The sequence below is a fragment of the Paraburkholderia sp. RL18-085-BIA-A genome (genome assembly GCF_046027075.1).
GTDB lineage: Bacteria > Pseudomonadota > Gammaproteobacteria > Burkholderiales > Burkholderiaceae > Paraburkholderia.
In genome coordinates, this window is sequence record NZ_JARESU010000032.1 from 34,949 (window position 1) to 51,407 (window position 16,459).

The window sequence follows — 16,459 nt, forward strand, 5'->3', positions numbered from 1 at the left end:
TACCGAACGAAAACCCGTCGCTCACATCATGCTGCGACAGACCCGGCGTTCCTTTGCTTGACGCGCGCTTCGGTGCAACCTGAAGCAGCGCGCCGATGAATATGTCCTAGCGATCCACTTCGCCGAACACGATGTCCTGCGTGCCGATGATCGTCACGGCGTCGGCGATCATGTGACCGCGCGCCATTTCGTCCAGCGCGGACAGATGCGCATAGCCCGGTGCGCGGATCTTCAGACGATACGGCTTGTTCGCGCCGTCCGAGATCAGGTAGATGCCGAACTCGCCCTTCGGATGTTCGACAGCGGCGTACGCCTCGCCTTCGGGAACGTGGAAGCCTTCCGTGAACAGCTTGAAGTGGTGAATCAGCTCTTCCATGTTCGATTTCATGCCGACGCGCGACGGCGGCGCAATCTTGTGATTATCGATCATCACCGGGCCCGGATTCTTACGCAGCCATTCAATGCACTGTTTCACAATGCGCGTGGATTGGCGCATTTCTTCGACGCGCACCAGATACCGGTCATAACAGTCGCCATTCACGCCGACCGGAATGTCGAAGTCGAGCTTGTCATAGACTTCGTACGGTTGCTTCTTGCGCAGATCCCACTCGATACCCGAGCCGCGCAACATCGCACCGGTCATGCCGAGTTGCAACGCGCGTTCCGGGCTGACCACGCCGATGCCGACCAGGCGCTGCTTCCAGATGCGGTTGTCGGTAAGCAGCGTTTCGTACTCGTCGACGCATTTCGGGAAACGCGTGAAGAAGTCGTCGATGAAGTCCAGCAGCGAACCCTGACGGTTCTCGTTCATCTTCGACAATGCCTTCGCATTGCGGATCTTCGAAGCCTTGTACTGCGGCATTGCATCCGGCAGATCGCGATAGACGCCGCCCGGACGATAGTAGGCCGCGTGCATCCGCGCGCCGGACACCGCTTCGTACACGTCCATCAGATCTTCGCGTTCGCGGAACGCATACAGGAACACCGCCATTGCGCCGACGTCGAGCGCGTGCGCTCCGATCCACATCAGGTGGTTCAGCACGCGCGTGACTTCGTCGAACATCACACGGATGTATTGCGCGCGCACCGGCACGTCGATGCCGAGCAGCTTTTCGATCGCCATCACGTAGCCGTGCTCGTTGACCATCATCGACACGTAGTCGAGACGGTCCATGTACGGCACGGACTGGATGAACGTCTTGGTTTCGGCGAGCTTTTCAGTCGCTCGATGCAGCAGACCGATGTGCGGATCGGCGCGCTGGATGACTTCGCCGTCGAGTTCGAGCACGAGGCGCAGCACACCGTGCGCCGCCGGATGCTGAGGACCGAAGTTGAGCGTGTAGTTCTTGATCTCTGCCATGGCGTTCTCTTAGTGTTTCAGACCGCCATAGCGATCCTCGCGGATCACGCGCGGCGTGATTTCCCGCGGCTCGATCGTCACAGGCTGATAGACGACGCGCTTCTCTTCCGGGTCGTAACGCATTTCGACGTAACCGGAGACAGGGAAATCTTTACGGAACGGATGACCGATAAAACCGTAGTCGGTCAGGATGCGGCGCAGGTCCGGGTGGCCTTCGAAGACGATGCCGTACAGGTCGAATGCTTCGCGCTCGTACCAGTTGACCGAATTCCAGATTTCGACGACGGAAGGCAGGATCGGCACTTCGTCGTCCGGTGCGAACACGCGCAGACGCAAACGCCAGTTGTTCTGCACCGACAACAAATGCAGAACGGCCGCGAAACGCGGACCGTCATAAGCGCCGTCGGCATACGTCTGATAGTCGACACCGCACAGGTCCACGCACTGCTCGAAACCGAGCGAGCGGTCGTCACGCAGACGCGTTGCCACGTTGAGGTAGTCGCTTGCCTTCACGACGATAGTCAACTCACCGATTGCCTCGGTAGTGCTCAACAGGAGGCCGCCAAAGGCCGCCTCGAGGTTCGCTTTCAAGGTCTCGAGTTTGCTTGCCATATTGTGGGGAGAAGGCGTTGGCCTTATTGACGGGCGATGGTGTTGGTGCGGCGAATCTTGGCCTGCAACTGGATCACGCCGTACACCAGCGCTTCTGCAGTTGGCGGGCAACCCGGCACATAGACGTCGACCGGCACGATCCGGTCACAGCCGCGCACTACCGAATAGGAGTAGTGGTAATAGCCGCCGCCGTTCGCGCATGAACCCATCGAGATCACCCAGCGCGGCTCGGCCATCTGGTCGTAGACCTTGCGCAGAGCGGGCGCCATCTTGTTGCACAGCGTGCCGGCGACGATCATCACGTCCGACTGACGCGGACTCGGACGAAACACCACGCCGAAGCGGTCGAGGTCATAACGGGCAGCACCCGCATGCATCATCTCGACCGCGCAGCACGCAAGACCGAACGTCATCGGCCACAACGAGCCGGTGCGCGTCCAGTTGATCAGTTTGTCTGCCGTAGTGGTGACAAACCCTTCCTTCAAGACCCCTTCGATACTCATTTGCTTTCCACTCCAGACAGGGCGGCAAGCCTTGGCCACCCACGCAAACCGGCGATAAATCCATCATTCCCAGTCGAGGCCGCCTTTCTTCCAGATATAGGCAAAGCCCAGCAGGAATTCGAGCAGGAAAATCATCATTGCCATGAAGCCGGGCCAGCCGATATCGCGCAAGGCCACGCCCCACGGGAACAGGAACGCGGTTTCAAGGTCGAAAATGATGAAGAGAATGGCGACGAGGTAATAGCGCACGTCGAACTTCATGCGCGCGTCTTCGAACGCTTCGAAGCCGCACTCGTACGGTGCGTTTTTCTCGGTATCGGGCCTGTTGGGACCAAGAATCTTGCCGATACTGACCAGCGCTACGCCTAAACCGGTGCCTACAATGAGGAACAACAAGACGGGGAAATAGGCTGCGAGGTTCAAGACTATCCTCAATCGGTTGGTTCTGAGTGCCGTCAGGAGCATAGCACTCCTGACGCGAAATCACTTCCGAAACGCACATGCCGCAAACCCAACACAAGCCGTGCCCTGAAAGTGAAAATGCCAGCCGAAGCGAAGCAAGCGGCTGGCATTTAGATAACATTTTGGTGCCGACGGCGAGACTCGAACTCGCACAGCTTTCGCCACTACCCCCTCAAGATAGCGTGTCTACCAATTTCACCACGTCGGCACTGCATGCAATCCGGGAAAACAACTTGTAAAACCCGCGAATCGCTTCAAGACTTGAATTGTAACTTGTCTAAACAGTTTGTTCAACGCACAAAAGGCACTTTGAACGAAAATTTATTTCGGCACGTCAGTCGAGGGGACCGACGCAGCCGATGCCGGCGACGCAGCCAGCGGCGCCGATCCAGCGACCGGCGCGGAAGCTGCGGATGCGGCAGCCGGGGCGGTCACCGCCGTGCCCAGCACGCCTGCGGAAGGCTTCGAGCGATACGCGCCGAGATAAGTGAGCGCCAGCGTCGTGACAAAAAACACCGCCGCGAGCACCGCCGTGGTACGCGACAAAAAGTTGGCCGAGCCGGTTGCGCCGAACAGACTGCCCGATGCGCCGCTGCCGAAAGCAGCGCCCATATCGGCGCCTTTGCCGTGCTGCAGCAAGACAAGGCCAATGACCCCGAGTGCCGACAACAGCTGAACGACGATAATCAATGTTTTCAAATACAGCATCACACTCACCTGAGTCTTTATTTAACCGCGCCACACACAACGTGTTTCGCGGGATGGGGTCATCCTCGCCGAGGCGTCCTGCTTAACCGGCGACGCTGGTTGCGGCCGCCGCCTTGCAGATCGCCAGGAAATCCTGGTCCTTCAACGACGCGCCGCCGATCAGACCGCCGTCGATATCCGATTGACGGAACAATTCTTCCGCATTTTCCGGCTTCACGCTGCCGCCGTACAACAGCAGCACATCCGCCACCGCTTTGCCCTTTGCCGCCAGACGCGAACGCAGAAACGCATGAACTGCCTGCGCTTGGTCCGCGCTTGCGCTCTTACCGGTGCCGATCGCCCAGACCGGCTCGTAGGCGATGACCAGACGGGCCGCCTCCTGCACCGAGAGTTTCGCCAGCACTTCGTCCAGTTGCGCGCCGACCACCTGCTCGGTCGAACCGGCTTCGCGCTCTTCGAGCGTTTCACCCACACAGACGATCGGCATCAAACCCGCTTCCAGCGCGCGCTGCGTTTTGACCGCAACCAGTTCGGCGCTTTCGCGATGATAGGCTCGGCGCTCCGAGTGTCCGACGATCGCCAACGTGGCGCCGAAATCCGTCACCATCGGCGCAGCCACTTCGCCGGTATAGGCGCCGTGCGTGAACGCGGATACGTCCTGCACGCCCCACGCGACCGGACTGCCTTCCAGCAACGACTGAGTCTGCGCGAGATAGAGGCTCGGCACGCAGACGCCGACACGCACGTCGGCCGGCAGCTCGCCCGCGCCTCGTGCCACGGCCTGCAACAGCGTGACATTCGCGGCGAGACGCCCATGCATCTTCCAGTTACCGACTACCAGTTTGCCTCGTTGTTGTTTCGACATCGTCTCGTCTTGTTCCGTCTTGCCTGGCGGCGGACTTCGTTTGCGCTTACAGTCCGCCTTTCGGATTCATTCGGCGTGCGCAAAACGCGCAATTTTACTGCGTGGGGTGGATCGGGTCAAACTGACCGTGCCAACCCGGCCGCGTCAAGCGTCCTGACCCCAAGCCAGCACGATCTTGCCGACGTGCGTGCTGCTTTCCATCAACGCATGCGCGTCGGCGGCCTGCGCGGCCGGGAACACGCGGTGCACCACCGGCTTGATGCGGCCCGCTTCGAGATGCGGCCACACACGCTCTTTCAGCTGGGCGGCGATCTTCGCCTTGAATTCGATCGGCCGCGGACGCAGCGTCGAGCCGGTCACGGTCAAACGGCGGCGCAACACTTCGTTCAGGTTCAGTTCCGCTTTCGCGCCGCCCAGCAGGGCGATCAGCACGATGCGCCCACCCTCGGCCAAGGCCGTGAGTTCGCGCGGCACGTAGCTGCCCGCCACCATATCGAGGACCACATCGACGCCACGGTCGTTGGTCAGCGACTTGATCACTTCGACGAAATCTTCCGTTTTGTAGTTGATCGCCCGCTCGGCGCCCAACGCCTCGCACGCGCGGCACTTTTCATCCGAGCCGGCGGTAGCGAACACGCGAAAGCCGAGTGCGTGCGCAATCTGGATCGCCGTGACGCCGATGCCGCTCGAGCCGCCCTGCACCAACAGCGTTTCGTTCGGCGCGCCTTCGCCCTTGCCGAGCTGCGCACGGTCGAACACGTTGCTCCATACCGTGAAAAACGTCTCGGGCAACGAAGCCGCTTCGACATCCGACAAGCCCGTCGGCACCGGCAGACATTGCAGCAGCGGCGCGGCTGCGTATTCCGCGTAGCCGCCGCCGGCCAGCAACGCGCACACGCGATCGCCGACTTTCAGACCGAACGGGTTGTTCTTCTCGTCGATCGTGCCGCCGACGATCTCGCCCGCCACTTCCAGCCCCGGCAGATCCGACGCGCCCGGCGGCGGCGCGTAGCCACCCTTGCGCTGGAACACGTCCGGACGATTGATGCCGGACGCCGCCACCTTGATCAGCACCTCGCCCGCTTTTGGCTGCGGCGTGGGCCGCTCCGCCAGCTTGAGGACGTCCGGCGCACCGAATTCGGTGATTTCGATCGCTTTCATCTGCGTCAACTCCAAGATTGGATTGCGTTGCCTACCCTTGCGTACCCTTTTGCCCGTCGCGACAGACACGAATCGTCTGACCTGCGGCACAGCGCCCGATGCAAATAGAGTACCCGCTTGTCGGCGTTTGCATATGTGCGCAATGCAATCCACCCTGCACCCTGCATGAAAAACGGCCGGCGCGCATTCGCGCTGCCGGCCGTTGCCCCGCTACCGCATTACTGCGGCGACGGTTCGCCTTGCGGCGCGCCGTTCGCGGCGTCGTTCAGCAACGCCTTGGCCGACAAACGCACGCGGCCCTTCTCGTCCGTCTGGATGACCTTGACCTTCACTTGCTGGCCGTCCTTCAGGTAGTCGTTGATGTCCTTGATACGTTCGTTGGCGATCTCGGAGATATGCAGCAGACCGTCCTTGCCCGGCAGGATGTTCACGATCGCGCCAAAATCGAGCAGCTTGAGCACCGTGCCTTCGTACACCTGGCCCACTTCGACTTCCAGCGTGATGTTCTCGATACGCTTCTTCGCTTCGGCCATCCCTTCACTGCTCGTGCTCGCGATGGTGACGACGCCGTCGTCCGAAATATCGATCGTCGTGCCGGTTTCTTCAGTCAGCGCGCGGATCACCGAGCCACCCTTGCCGATCACGTCGCGGATCTTTTCCGGGTTGATCTTGATGGTGATCATGCGCGGTGCGAACTCCGACAATTGCGTGTTCGCGCCCGACACCGCCGAGGTCATCTTGCCGAGGATGTGCATACGGCCTTCCTTCGCTTGCGCGAGGGCGACCTGCATGATTTCCTTGGTAATGCCCTGGATCTTGATGTCCATCTGCAGCGCGGTCACGCCTTGCTCGGTGCCGGCCACCTTGAAGTCCATGTCGCCGAGGTGGTCTTCGTCGCCGAGGATGTCGGTCAGCACGGCGAAACGATTGCCTTCGAGGATCAGGCCCATCGCGATGCCCGCGACGTGCGCCTTCATCGGCACGCCGGCGTCCATCAGCGCGAGGCAGCCGCCGCACACCGAAGCCATCGACGACGAACCGTTCGATTCCGTGATTTCCGACACGACGCGGATCGAGTAGCCGAATTCGTCGGCGCTCGGCAGGCACGCAGCCAGCGCGCGCTTGGCCAGACGGCCGTGACCGATTTCACGGCGCTTCGGCGAACCGACGCGGCCCGTTTCGCCGGTTGCGAACGGAGGCATGTTGTAGTGGAGCATGAAGCGTTCGCGGTACTCGCCTTCGAGCGCATCGATGTTCTGCTCGTCGCCCTTCGTGCCCAGCGTGGCGACCACCAGCGCTTGCGTTTCGCCGCGCGTGAACAGCGCCGAACCGTGCGTACGCGGCAGCACGCCGGTACGGATTTCGATCGGGCGCACGGTGCGCGTGTCGCGGCCGTCGATACGCGGCTCGCCGTTCAGGATCTGCGTACGGACGATTTTCGCTTCGATGTCGAACAGCACGTTACCGACGGTGGCCTTGTCGGCCGCCACGGTGCCCGCTGCCGCCGCGTCTTCCTCGAGCTTGGCAGAGGTGGCTGCGTAGACTTCCTTCAGCTTGGTCGAGCGCGCCTGCTTGTCGCGAATCTGGTACACGGCGAGCAGATCGGCTTGCGCCAGTTCCGTCACGCGCGCGATCAGCGGCTCGTTCTTCGCTGCCGGTTGCCAATCCCACTCCGGCTTGCCGCCTTCGCGGACCAGCTCGTGGATCGCGTCGATCGCGATCTGCATCTGCTCATGACCGAACACCACGGCGCCGAGCATCAATTCTTCGCTCAGTTGCTGCGCTTCCGATTCCACCATCAGAACCGCACGTTCCGTACCGGCGACGACGAGGTCGAGTGCCGATTCCTTCATTTGCGGACGCGTCGGGTTCAACACGTATTCGTTGTTGATGTAGGCCACGCGCGCTGCGCCGACCGGGCCGTTGAACGGCAGACCGGAGACCGCCAGCGCCGCCGACGCGCCGATCAGCGCGGGAATGTCAGCGGGGACTTCCGGGTTCAGCGACAGCACGTGGATCACGACCTGAACTTCGTTGTAGAAGCCTTCCGGGAACAGCGGACGCAGCGGACGGTCGATCAGGCGCGAGATCAGCGTTTCGCCTTCCGACGGACGGCCTTCACGACGGAAGAAGCCACCCGGGATCTTGCCGGCGGCATAGGTCTTTTCGAGGTAGTCGACGGTCAGCGGGAAGAAGTCCTGACCCGGCTTGGCCGTCTTGGCGCCGACCACCGTCGCCAGCACGACGGTGTCTTCGACGTCGACGATCACCGCGCCGCTTGCTTGACGAGCGATTTCGCCGGTTTCGAGGCGAACGTTATGTTGTCCCCACTTGAACTCTTTGACGATCTTATTGAACATAGTCATTGCTTTTCCTCATCGTAATGCCGCGCGGACCAGAAGCGGCGCGGCAACGCCAGACCGGCGCCGCATGGGAAGAGTAGTGTTATGCCATTCCAGAGAATCACGCCCTACATCGGGTACGCGCGCGAACCGCTGGAATGACACAAAGCTCCGCCCTGAGGCCCGGCCGTGTTTCTGTTGTGCTGCCTGCTCTACTGCTTTGTTACTGCCTGGGTTACTGCAAGTACTGCTCTTTCCTGCACCCGCCGCATGAACTGGCACGCCACTGCGGAGCACAGGCGATGCGCGTCACATGAAGCGCACCGTGCAAAAACAAAATGCCTGTATCAGTGGAACTGACACAGGCATCTTGCTGAACGACTGGCCGATTACTTACGCAGACCCAGCTTCTCGATCAGGCTGCGGTAACGATCCGCGTCCTTGCCCTTCAGGTAGTCGAGCAGCTTGCGACGACGGCTCACCATGCGCAGCAGACCGCGGCGGCTGTGGTGATCTTTCGCGTGTGCCTTGAAGTGAACGGTCAGTTCGTTGATGCGGGTCGTGAGCAGCGCGACCTGAACTTCGGGGGATCCGGTGTCGTTAGCTGCGCGTGCGAATTGCGCAACGACTTCAGACTTCTTGCTTGTTTCAACTGCGGACATGTCGATTTCCTTAAGAACTAGACAGGCGGTCACGGAAGAAAGGCCGTGCCGTGGAATACCCCGTGTGACATACAAGCAGCCAGACAAATATGACAACCTGCTTCACAACGGGACGCGTATTGTAGCACAGCCCAATCCGGCGGCGAACCCCGCTGTGCCGGGCTGGATGCTGCGTGGCGCGTAACGCACGGCGCACCGCACGCCATCTCGTACGATCACGCACCGCGCGCAAGCGCGTCAGGGCCGCTGCATCTTGCAGACGGTGGGCAAGACGGTGCGCTCGGGCGGCAGCGCCAGCACCGTGCGAAAGCCGTAGCCGGAGCCTTCGTTGTCGAAACGCACGCCTGGCTTGCCGGCTTTGTCCATTTCCATCACGTACAGCGGCTGGATCAGCTGATGGTCGTCGGCGCGCATCCACGATGCGTGGAAGCCGTTGTCGAACCGGATGCCTTCCAGCGCGCGAGCGACCGCCGTCGGGTCCGCACTGCCGGCGCGGTTCATCGCCGCGGCCAAGGTTTCGATCATCAACGTCATGCGCAGCACCGGGTAATCGTCCTGCGCGGAGGGGAAACGGGTCCGGAACGCGGCGTACCACGCGTCGGAAGCGGCGCCGCCCGCGTTCGGATGCCAGTCGGCGACCGCGATCACGTGACCGACGCCGGCGTCGCCCAGCGCGGCCGGCGCACCGAGGCTGTTGCCGTAGAACGTGTAGAACTTGGTGTCGAGCCCCTGCTCGCGCGCTGCCTTGACGAGCAGCGTCAGGTCGTTGCCCCAGTTGCCCGTGATCACCGCGTCCGCGCCGCTCGCGCGGATCTTCGCGATATAGGGCGCGAAGTCTTTCACGCGGCCGATCGGATGAAACTCGTCGCCGACCACCGCGATATCCGGGCGTTTCGCCGCCAGCGCCGAACGCGCGAGGCTGCTGACATCATGGCCGAAGCTGTAATCCTGATTCAGCAGATATACCTTCTTCACCGCGCGGTCGCGCTGAATCACGTCGGCCAGCGCATCCATGCGCATGCCCGCGTGAGCGTCGAAGCGGAAGTGCCAGAAGCTGCAGTCGGCGTTGGTCAGCGCGGGGTCGTCGGCGGAATAGTTGAGCAACAGCGCGCGGTTGTCCGGCTCGCGGCGGTTCTGTTTGTCGATCGCGCCAATCAGCGCGGCTGCGACCGCCGAGCTGTTGCCCTGCATGATGTAGCCGATGTGGCGGTCGGCGGCCGCGCGCAGTTGCGTGAGCGCCTCTTCGGTGCTGCCCTTGCTATCCAGCACGACCAGTTCCAACGGATGCGCGCCGTCGGCGAGCTTCACGCCGCCGTGCGCGTTCACCTGCTCGACGCCGAAGCGCAGATTGCGCTCGACCGCCGCGCCCGCGTTCGCGAACGGGCCGGACATGCCTTCGATCAGCGCAAGCTGGATCGGCGCGGCGCCGGGTTTGCCAATCGGCCCGCTGGACGGGTTCGCCGCCGGGTTTGACGCCGGATTCATTGCAGCCCCGCCCGCCGCATAAGTCACCGCGGCCATCGAAATCGTTGCCAGTGCCGCTGCCGCCGCCCGTTGCCACATCGCCATCGTGATTGCCCCGCCTGAATCGTCGAAGCGCGGATCATAGGACGTACCGGACGGAATAAGCAAGCCAGCGTGGCCGTTACCCTACCAGGCGCGAAGGCCTGCACGAAGCGCGGATCTTTTACCGCAGCGCATGTCAAAATGCTGCGTCTCGATGATAAAAAACGCTACTCACACGCCATCGGAGGAATACATGTCGACCCCTCATCACTCCACGGCGGCCTCTATCCGAACGCCAGCCGCCGCACGTTTGCGCCGCGCGGCGCTCGCCTGTCTGAGCGCGCTGGCGCTGGCCGGCTGCGTGCAGCCCTGGCAGCAATACAGCCAGGGCGCGGACGAATCGACCATCATCGCGCGCCTCGGGCCGCCGCGCGAAAGCTACGATCTGCCTAACGGCGGCAAGCGGCTGATGTGGCCGACCCAGCCGATGGGCGAAACCACCACCGCCGCCGACATCGACGCAGCCGGCAAAATCGTCAACGTGCGCCAGGTGCTGCAGCCCAACGAGTTCTATCGAGCCGAAATCGGCAAATGGACCAAGAGCGACGTGCTGGTGAATTTCGGCCGGCCGGTCGAAACCGCGTACTTCCCGCTGATGAAGCGCGAGGTCTGGACCTATCGCTACCTGGAAGACAACGTCTGGTACATGATGTACAGCTTCTACTTCGACGAACAGGGCATCGTGCGGCTCACGCAAAAAACACCTGACCCGTTGCACGATCCGGATCGCCGCTCGTTGTTCTGAGCACCCGCCCGAACGCGATGCGCGACACGCGAGGCCGATGAGTTCATCGCGTGCGCGCGAAGCACGGCGCAGCAAAACAAAAGCCCCGCGCCTGCAACGGCACGGGGCTTTTTCAATTCCGATTCCGACAAACGCTCACGCAGTCGCGCCAGCGCAGCGCTCGCCTCACTCTTCACTCCGAGCGCTGCGGATTCAGCTTGTCCGCGTTCGAATACAGCTTGTTGAGCGCCGAGATATACGCCTTCGCGGAAGCCGCGACGATATCCGGATCGGTGCCCACGCCATTGACGATGCGTCCGCTTTTCGACAGCCGCACGGTCACTTCACCTTGAGCCTGCGTGCCGGTGGTGATCGCGTTGACCGAGTACAGCAGCAGTTCGGAACCGCTGCCCACTTCGGTTTCGATCGCATTGAGCGTCGCGTCGACCGGGCCGTTGCCGCGCGCTTCGCCGGTGATCTCCTTGCCATCCACCGAGAACACGACCTTCGCATGCGGCTGCTCGCCGGTCTCCGAATGCTGCGACAGCGCCACGAACTTGTAGTGCTCGCGCTCCTGCGCTTCAGCCGATTCCTCAGTGACGATCGCGATGATGTCCTCGTCGAAGATTTCGGACTTGCGGTCGGCGAGTTCCTTGAAACGCGCGAACGCGGTGTTCAGTTCCGCTTCGCTGTCGAGCGCGATGGCGAGTTCCTGCAAGCGCTGCTTGAACGCATTGCGGCCCGACAACTTGCCGAGCACGATCTTGTTCGCGCTCCAGCCCACATCTTCCGCGCGCATGATCTCGTAGGTGTCGCGCGCCTTCAGCACGCCGTCCTGGTGGATGCCGGACGCGTGCGCGAACGCGTTCGCGCCGACCACCGCCTTGTTCGGCTGCACGACGAAACCGGTGATCTGCGACACCAGCTTCGACGCCGGCACGATCTGTGTCGTATCGAGACCCAGCTCAAGGCCGAAGTAATCCTTGCGGGTCTTCACCGCCATCACGATTTCTTCGAGCGACGTGTTGCCCGCGCGCTCGCCGAGGCCGTTGATCGTGCACTCGACCTGGCGCGCGCCGCCGATCTGCACGCCGGCCAGCGAGTTCGCCACCGCCATGCCGAGGTCGTTATGACAATGCACCGAGAACACCGCCTTATGCGAGTTCGGAATGCGTTCGCGCAGCGACTTCACGAGCTGGCCGTACAGTTCCGGCACGCCGTAGCCGACCGTGTCCGCGATGTTGATGGTGGTCGCGCCCTCGGCGATCACCGCTTCCAGCACCCGGCACAAGAAGTCCATATCCGAACGGCTGCCGTCTTCCGGCGAGAACTCGACGTCGTCCGTGAACTTGCGTGCGAAACGCACCGCCAGCTTCGCCTGCTCGAACACCTGATCCGGCGTCATGCGCAGCTTCTTTTCCATATGCAGCGGCGACGTCGCGATGAACGTGTGGATGCGGAAATGATCGGCCGGCTTGAGCGCGTCGGCCGCGCGCTGGATATCCTTGTCGTTCGCGCGGGCGAGCGAGCAGATCGTGCTGTCCTTGATCAGGCCCGCGATCGTGTGAATCGAATCGAAGTCGCCGTTCGAGCTCGCCGCGAAGCCGGCCTCGATCACGTCCACTTTCATCCGTTCGAGCTGCTTCGCGATACGGATTTTTTCCTCTTTCGTCATCGACGCGCCGGGCGATTGCTCGCCGTCACGCAACGTGGTGTCGAATATGATCAGTTTGTCGGACATGTCGGGTCTCCTGGGGAGTCGTTCGGATGTGGGGATTGGATGTTGGAGTTCGGTGTTTGCGCCACCGCTGGCGACGCTCAACCGCAGACGAGGTAGGCCCAGGGCAAAACGACTAGCGGCGATCAGCGCGGCAGCCGCGCCAGTGTCAGCACCAGCACGCCAGCCGGTGCGCCGGCTTGTTGAGGCTCGCATGGCGGCTCAAAAGCGCACGTGAACACAGTCATCCGACGACTATAGCGGCATTCCCGCCGCCACGCAATTAGCGCCGGACCTGCCTCCGAGGCACCGTCCAGCGGGCTCGTCAAAAGAAAAAACGGCAGCCCGAAGGATGCCGTTTTTTCATGTCATTACAACGGTAGCCGACGCAGTCTGCTACCTGTCGTGCGCCACCGAACGGGCCGGATTCGCCCTGCCCCGCAACGCCTGATAGCCCCAGAACACGTAGCCGGACAGACCGTACAGCACGAACAGGCCGAACAGCATCAGCGGCGGATCGGACGACACCAGCACGAACGCGACCACCACCAGCAGGATCACGCCGAACGGCACGCGATGCCGCACGTCGAGTGCCTTGCCGCTATAGAACGGCGCATTCGACACCATCGTCACGCCGGCGTAGATGGTCAGCACGAACGCAACCCACGGCAGCCAGACCAGTTTTAGCGGCACGCGGTTGTCGGTGGCGAGCCACACGAATCCGGCGATCAGCGCCGCCGCGGCCGGGCTCGGCATGCCCTGGAAGAAGCGCTTGTCGACCACACCGATGTTCGTATTGAAGCGCGCGAGCCGCAACGCCGCGCCCGAGCAGTAGACGAAGGCCGCGAGCCAGCCCCAGCGGCCGAGGTCCTTCAGAATCCACTCGTACATCACGAGCGCGGGCGCCACACCGAACGACACCATGTCCGACAGGCTGTCGAACTGTTCGCCGAACGCGCTTTGCGTATGCGTCATACGCGCGACGCGGCCGTCCATGCCGTCGAGCACCATCGCCACGAAGATCGCGATGGCCGCGATCTCGAAGCGCACGTTCATCGCCTGCACGACGGCGAAGAAGCCGCAGAACAGCGCCGCCGTGGTGAAGGCGTTCGGCAGGAGATAAATGCCGCGCTTTCTCAGGAACTGCTGACGCTGTGCGCGCCGGCTCTCGACGACCGGCGACTCCGCCACGATCGGCTTGTTGCGGCGGAACGGACGTGGCAGCGGTCCGCTGTTACGGGGTCGACGCGGTTTGAATGCGGCCATTCGGAAACCTCCTGTGTGCCGCTTTTTAGAGTTCAGCGAGGATCGTGGACGACGCGGACACCTTTTCGCCGATCGACACACGCGGACGGCTGCCCACCGGCAGATACACGTCGACACGCGAGCCGAACCGGATGAATCCATAACGCTGACCACGGGTCAGCGGCTCACCCGCGCGCACGTAGCAAAGAATACGCCGCGCGATCAGGCCGGCGATCTGCACCGAGGTCACCGTCTGCCCGCCGGCCATTTCGATCACCACCGCATTGCGCTCATTTTCGAGCGATGCCTTGTCCACCGCGGCATTCAGATACGCGCCCGGGAAGTATTCGACCTTCGAGATCGCGCCATCCACCGGCGAACGCTGCGAGTGGACGTTGAAGACGTTCATGAACACGCTGATCTTCAGCGCTTCACGGTTCGCGTACGGATCATGCGCGGTTTCGACCGCGACGATGCGCCCGTCGGCCGGACACAGCACGGCGTTGGCCTGGGTGGGGATCGGGCGGGCCGGATCGCGGAAAAACTGCACGATGAAGATGAGGATCAGCCAGAACAGCCATGCAATGCCGAACCCCGCGAAGGCGTGAACCAGTAATGCAACGACGGCCGCGATGGCGATGAACGGCCAGCCTTCTCGCGCGATGATCGGATGAGGGTAATTCATGGATGGCTTCTGTTTTTTGTAAAACCGTAGGATAGCAAAAGCCGCCCAGGGTTCAGCACCCTTGGACGGCTTTTTGATTTGTCCGGCCGGTGCGCGAACGCGCCGAACCGGACTTCAGCGATGAAATCGCCAGGTAATCGCTTAGTTCTTCGACTGGTCGACCAGCTTGTTCTTCGCGATCCACGGCATCATCGCGCGCAGCTTCGAACCGACCTGTTCGATCTGGTGCTCGGCCGTCAGACGGCGGCGCGATTGCAGCGTCGGTGCGCCGGCCTTGTTTTCGATGATGAAGCTCTTTGCGTACTCGCCCGTCTGGATGTCGGTCAGCACGGCTTTCATCGCCTTCTTCGTTTCAGCCGTCACGATACGCGGACCCGTCACGTATTCGCCGTATTCAGCGTTATTCGAGATCGAGTAGTTCATGTTCGCGATGCCGCCTTCGTAGATCAGGTCGACGATCAGCTTCAGTTCGTGCAGGCATTCGAAGTACGCCATTTCCGGCGCGTAACCCGCTTCCACCAGCGTTTCGAAGCCGGCCTTGATCAGGTCGACCGTACCGCCGCACAGCACGGCTTGTTCGCCGAACAGGTCGGTTTCGGTTTCTTCGCGGAAGTTGGTTTCGATGATGCCGGCACGGCCGCCGCCGTTCGCCGCAGCGTACGACAGGGCGATGTCACGTGCTGCGCCCGACTTGTCTTGCGCAACTGCGATCAGGTGCGGCACGCCGCCACCCTGAGAGTAGGTGCCGCGAACCGTGTGGCCCGGTGCCTTCGGCGCGATCATGATCACGTCGAGGTCGGCACGCGGAATCACCTGACCGTAGTGAACGTTGAAGCCGTGCGCGAACGCCAGCGCTGCGCCTTGCTTGATGTTCGCGTGCACTTCTTTGGCGTACACGTCGGCGATCTGTTCGTCCGGCAGCAGCATCATGACGACGTCCGCGCCCTTGACGGCTTCCGCCACTTCCTTGACTTGCAGGCCGGCGTTCTCAGCCTTGCTCCACGATGCGCCGCCCTTGCGCAGACCGACCGTGATCTTCACGCCGCTTTCGCTCAGGTTCAGCGCGTGCGCATGGCCTTGCGAGCCATAGCCGATGATGGTGACCTGCTTGCCCTTGATGAGGGAGAGATCGGCGTCCTTGTCGTAGAAAACTTTCATGTCGGTTCCTTGGCTAGATTCGATGAATCAGTGAAATTCAAATACTGCGAATAGTGTGTTGCTGGCCGGGCTCGTCAGTCATTCATCAGGCGCGCCCGGCCGTTCGATCGAGACGTTTAATTGCGGCTGAAGCGCCGCGCGTCAAACCTTCAGAATGCGCTCGCCGCGACCGATGCCCGAGCTCCCCGTGCGGACCGTTTCGAGGATTGCCGTGGAGTCGAGCCCTTCGATGAAGGCGTCGAGCTTGTCGGCCGCCCCCGTCAGTTCGATCGTGTAGGTCTTTTCGGTGACGTCGATGATGCGGCCGCGGAAAATATCCGACATCCGCTTCATCTCCTCACGTTCCTTGCCGACCGCCCTCACCTTGATCAACATCAGCTCGCGCTCGATGTGGGCGCCCTCGGTAAGGTCGACCACTTTCACCACCTCGATCAGGCGGTTCAGATGCTTCGTGATCTGTTCGATCACGTCGTCCGAGCCAATGGAGACGATGGTCATGCGCGACAGCGAACGGTCTTCGGTCGGAGCCACCGTCAAGGTTTCAATGTTGTAGCCGCGTGCCGAGAAGAGACCGACCACGCGTGATAACGCGCCCGGTTCGTTTTCCAGCAGGACGGAAATGATGTGTCTCATGATTCGCTTCTTCCAGATGTTTGTCGATGTCTGCGAGCGGTGCGGCGCCGCTTCGT

The 16,459-nt window shown here is 62.0% G+C and carries 16 protein-coding genes and 1 tRNA gene; 1 reads left to right on the forward strand and 16 read right to left on the reverse strand.

Features of this window, described 5'->3' with window-relative positions; all coding sequences use genetic code 11:
* Positions 1–106: 106 nt before the first annotated feature.
* The 11 genes from P0D89_RS22230 to P0D89_RS22280 all read right to left on the reverse strand — a co-directional run bounded on the left by P0D89_RS22230 (position 107) and on the right by P0D89_RS22280 (position 10,196).
* Positions 107–1,360: an NADH-quinone oxidoreductase subunit D gene (locus P0D89_RS22230; RefSeq protein WP_408359623.1), complete on the reverse strand. Its 1,254-nt coding sequence runs from the start codon at positions 1,358–1,360 to the stop codon at positions 107–109.
* A 9-nt stretch (positions 1,361–1,369) separates the two neighbouring features.
* Complete coding sequence (locus P0D89_RS22235) at positions 1,370–1,972, reverse strand: NADH-quinone oxidoreductase subunit C (protein WP_175161669.1); 603 nt, start codon at positions 1,970–1,972, stop codon at positions 1,370–1,372.
* Between the two features lie 23 nt (positions 1,973–1,995).
* The gene (locus P0D89_RS22240) at positions 1,996–2,475 is read right to left on the reverse strand and encodes a NuoB/complex I 20 kDa subunit family protein (RefSeq protein ID WP_006052903.1); all 480 of its coding nucleotides are present in this window, start codon (positions 2,473–2,475) and stop codon (positions 1,996–1,998) included.
* Between the two features lie 63 nt (positions 2,476–2,538).
* Complete coding sequence (locus P0D89_RS22245; RefSeq protein ID WP_090531360.1) at positions 2,539–2,898, reverse strand: NADH-quinone oxidoreductase subunit A; 360 nt, start codon at positions 2,896–2,898, stop codon at positions 2,539–2,541.
* A 162-nt stretch (positions 2,899–3,060) separates the two neighbouring features.
* Positions 3,061–3,145, reverse strand: a tRNA-Leu gene (locus P0D89_RS22250).
* 113 nt (positions 3,146–3,258) lie between these two features.
* Positions 3,259–3,645 (reverse strand): preprotein translocase subunit SecG, encoded by a 387-nt coding sequence (gene secG / locus P0D89_RS22255; protein WP_408359620.1) that lies wholly within the window; start codon positions 3,643–3,645, stop codon positions 3,259–3,261.
* Between the two features lie 82 nt (positions 3,646–3,727).
* Complete coding sequence (tpiA, locus tag P0D89_RS22260; RefSeq protein WP_408359618.1) at positions 3,728–4,510, reverse strand: triose-phosphate isomerase; 783 nt, start codon at positions 4,508–4,510, stop codon at positions 3,728–3,730.
* A gap of 144 nt (positions 4,511–4,654) precedes the next feature.
* Entirely contained in the window at positions 4,655–5,671 is a 1,017-nt protein-coding gene (locus tag P0D89_RS22265; RefSeq protein ID WP_408359616.1) for an NAD(P)H-quinone oxidoreductase, read from the reverse strand.
* A 218-nt stretch (positions 5,672–5,889) separates the two neighbouring features.
* Positions 5,890–8,037, reverse strand: a complete 2,148-nt coding sequence (pnp, locus tag P0D89_RS22270) for a polyribonucleotide nucleotidyltransferase (protein ID WP_408359614.1) — start codon at positions 8,035–8,037, stop codon at positions 5,890–5,892.
* A gap of 365 nt (positions 8,038–8,402) precedes the next feature.
* On the reverse strand, positions 8,403–8,675 hold the full coding sequence (gene rpsO / locus P0D89_RS22275) for a 30S ribosomal protein S15 (RefSeq protein ID WP_149673734.1): 273 nt from the start codon (positions 8,673–8,675) through the stop codon (positions 8,403–8,405).
* A gap of 237 nt (positions 8,676–8,912) precedes the next feature.
* Complete coding sequence (locus tag P0D89_RS22280; RefSeq protein WP_408359693.1) at positions 8,913–10,196, reverse strand: branched-chain amino acid ABC transporter substrate-binding protein; 1,284 nt, start codon at positions 10,194–10,196, stop codon at positions 8,913–8,915.
* A 238-nt stretch (positions 10,197–10,434) separates the two neighbouring features.
* Here P0D89_RS22280 and P0D89_RS22285 point away from each other — a divergent pair, with 238 nt between their 5' ends.
* Positions 10,435–10,986, forward strand: coding sequence for a hypothetical protein (locus tag P0D89_RS22285; protein ID WP_408359612.1), 552 nt, complete (start codon positions 10,435–10,437; stop codon positions 10,984–10,986).
* Positions 10,987–11,158: 172 nt separating this feature from the next.
* Here the strand turns inward: P0D89_RS22285 and P0D89_RS22290 are convergent, their stop codons facing one another.
* The 5 genes from P0D89_RS22290 to ilvN form a co-directional block, all read right to left on the reverse strand.
* Complete coding sequence (locus tag P0D89_RS22290; protein ID WP_408359610.1) at positions 11,159–12,706, reverse strand: 2-isopropylmalate synthase; 1,548 nt, start codon at positions 12,704–12,706, stop codon at positions 11,159–11,161.
* Positions 12,707–13,078: 372 nt separating this feature from the next.
* Positions 13,079–13,948, reverse strand: coding sequence for a CDP-diacylglycerol--serine O-phosphatidyltransferase (gene pssA / locus P0D89_RS22295; protein WP_408359608.1), 870 nt, complete (start codon positions 13,946–13,948; stop codon positions 13,079–13,081).
* A gap of 25 nt (positions 13,949–13,973) precedes the next feature.
* Positions 13,974–14,612, reverse strand: a complete 639-nt coding sequence (locus P0D89_RS22300; RefSeq protein WP_175150583.1) for a phosphatidylserine decarboxylase — start codon at positions 14,610–14,612, stop codon at positions 13,974–13,976.
* 141 nt (positions 14,613–14,753) lie between these two features.
* Positions 14,754–15,770 carry a ketol-acid reductoisomerase gene (gene ilvC / locus P0D89_RS22305; RefSeq protein WP_149673740.1) on the reverse strand — a complete coding sequence of 339 codons (1,017 nt, stop codon included), beginning with the start codon at positions 15,768–15,770 and terminating at the stop codon, positions 14,754–14,756.
* Between the two features lie 141 nt (positions 15,771–15,911).
* Positions 15,912–16,403 carry an acetolactate synthase small subunit gene (gene ilvN, locus P0D89_RS22310; protein ID WP_042327505.1) on the reverse strand — a complete coding sequence of 164 codons (492 nt, stop codon included), beginning with the start codon at positions 16,401–16,403 and terminating at the stop codon, positions 15,912–15,914.
* Between the last annotated feature and the right edge of the window lie 56 nt (positions 16,404–16,459).

Bases quoted from the DNA above. Each gene is read 5' to 3' on its own strand.
- P0D89_RS22230 (WP_408359623.1), bottom strand. From the start codon at position 1,360: ATGGCAGAGATCAAGAACTACACGCTCAACTTCGGTCCTCAGCATCCG.
- P0D89_RS22235 (WP_175161669.1), bottom strand. From the start codon at position 1,972: ATGGCAAGCAAACTCGAGACCTTGAAAGCGAACCTCGAGGCGGCCTTT.
- P0D89_RS22240 (WP_006052903.1), bottom strand. From the start codon at position 2,475: ATGAGTATCGAAGGGGTCTTGAAGGAAGGGTTTGTCACCACTACGGCA.
- secG (WP_408359620.1), bottom strand. From the start codon at position 3,645: ATGCTGTATTTGAAAACATTGATTATCGTCGTTCAGCTGTTGTCGGCA.
- tpiA (WP_408359618.1), bottom strand. From the start codon at position 4,510: ATGTCGAAACAACAACGAGGCAAACTGGTAGTCGGTAACTGGAAGATG.
- P0D89_RS22265 (WP_408359616.1), bottom strand. From the start codon at position 5,671: ATGAAAGCGATCGAAATCACCGAATTCGGTGCGCCGGACGTCCTCAAG.
- pnp (WP_408359614.1), bottom strand. From the start codon at position 8,037: ATGACTATGTTCAATAAGATCGTCAAAGAGTTCAAGTGGGGACAACAT.
- rpsO (WP_149673734.1), bottom strand. From the start codon at position 8,675: ATGTCCGCAGTTGAAACAAGCAAGAAGTCTGAAGTCGTTGCGCAATTC.
- P0D89_RS22280 (WP_408359693.1), bottom strand. From the start codon at position 10,196: ATGGCCGCGGTGACTTATGCGGCGGGCGGGGCTGCAATGAATCCGGCG.
- P0D89_RS22285 (WP_408359612.1), top strand. From the start codon at position 10,435: ATGTCGACCCCTCATCACTCCACGGCGGCCTCTATCCGAACGCCAGCC.
- P0D89_RS22290 (WP_408359610.1), bottom strand. From the start codon at position 12,706: ATGTCCGACAAACTGATCATATTCGACACCACGTTGCGTGACGGCGAG.
- pssA (WP_408359608.1), bottom strand. From the start codon at position 13,948: ATGGCCGCATTCAAACCGCGTCGACCCCGTAACAGCGGACCGCTGCCA.
- P0D89_RS22300 (WP_175150583.1), bottom strand. From the start codon at position 14,612: ATGAATTACCCTCATCCGATCATCGCGCGAGAAGGCTGGCCGTTCATC.
- ilvC (WP_149673740.1), bottom strand. From the start codon at position 15,770: ATGAAAGTTTTCTACGACAAGGACGCCGATCTCTCCCTCATCAAGGGC.
- ilvN (WP_042327505.1), bottom strand. From the start codon at position 16,403: ATGAGACACATCATTTCCGTCCTGCTGGAAAACGAACCGGGCGCGTTA.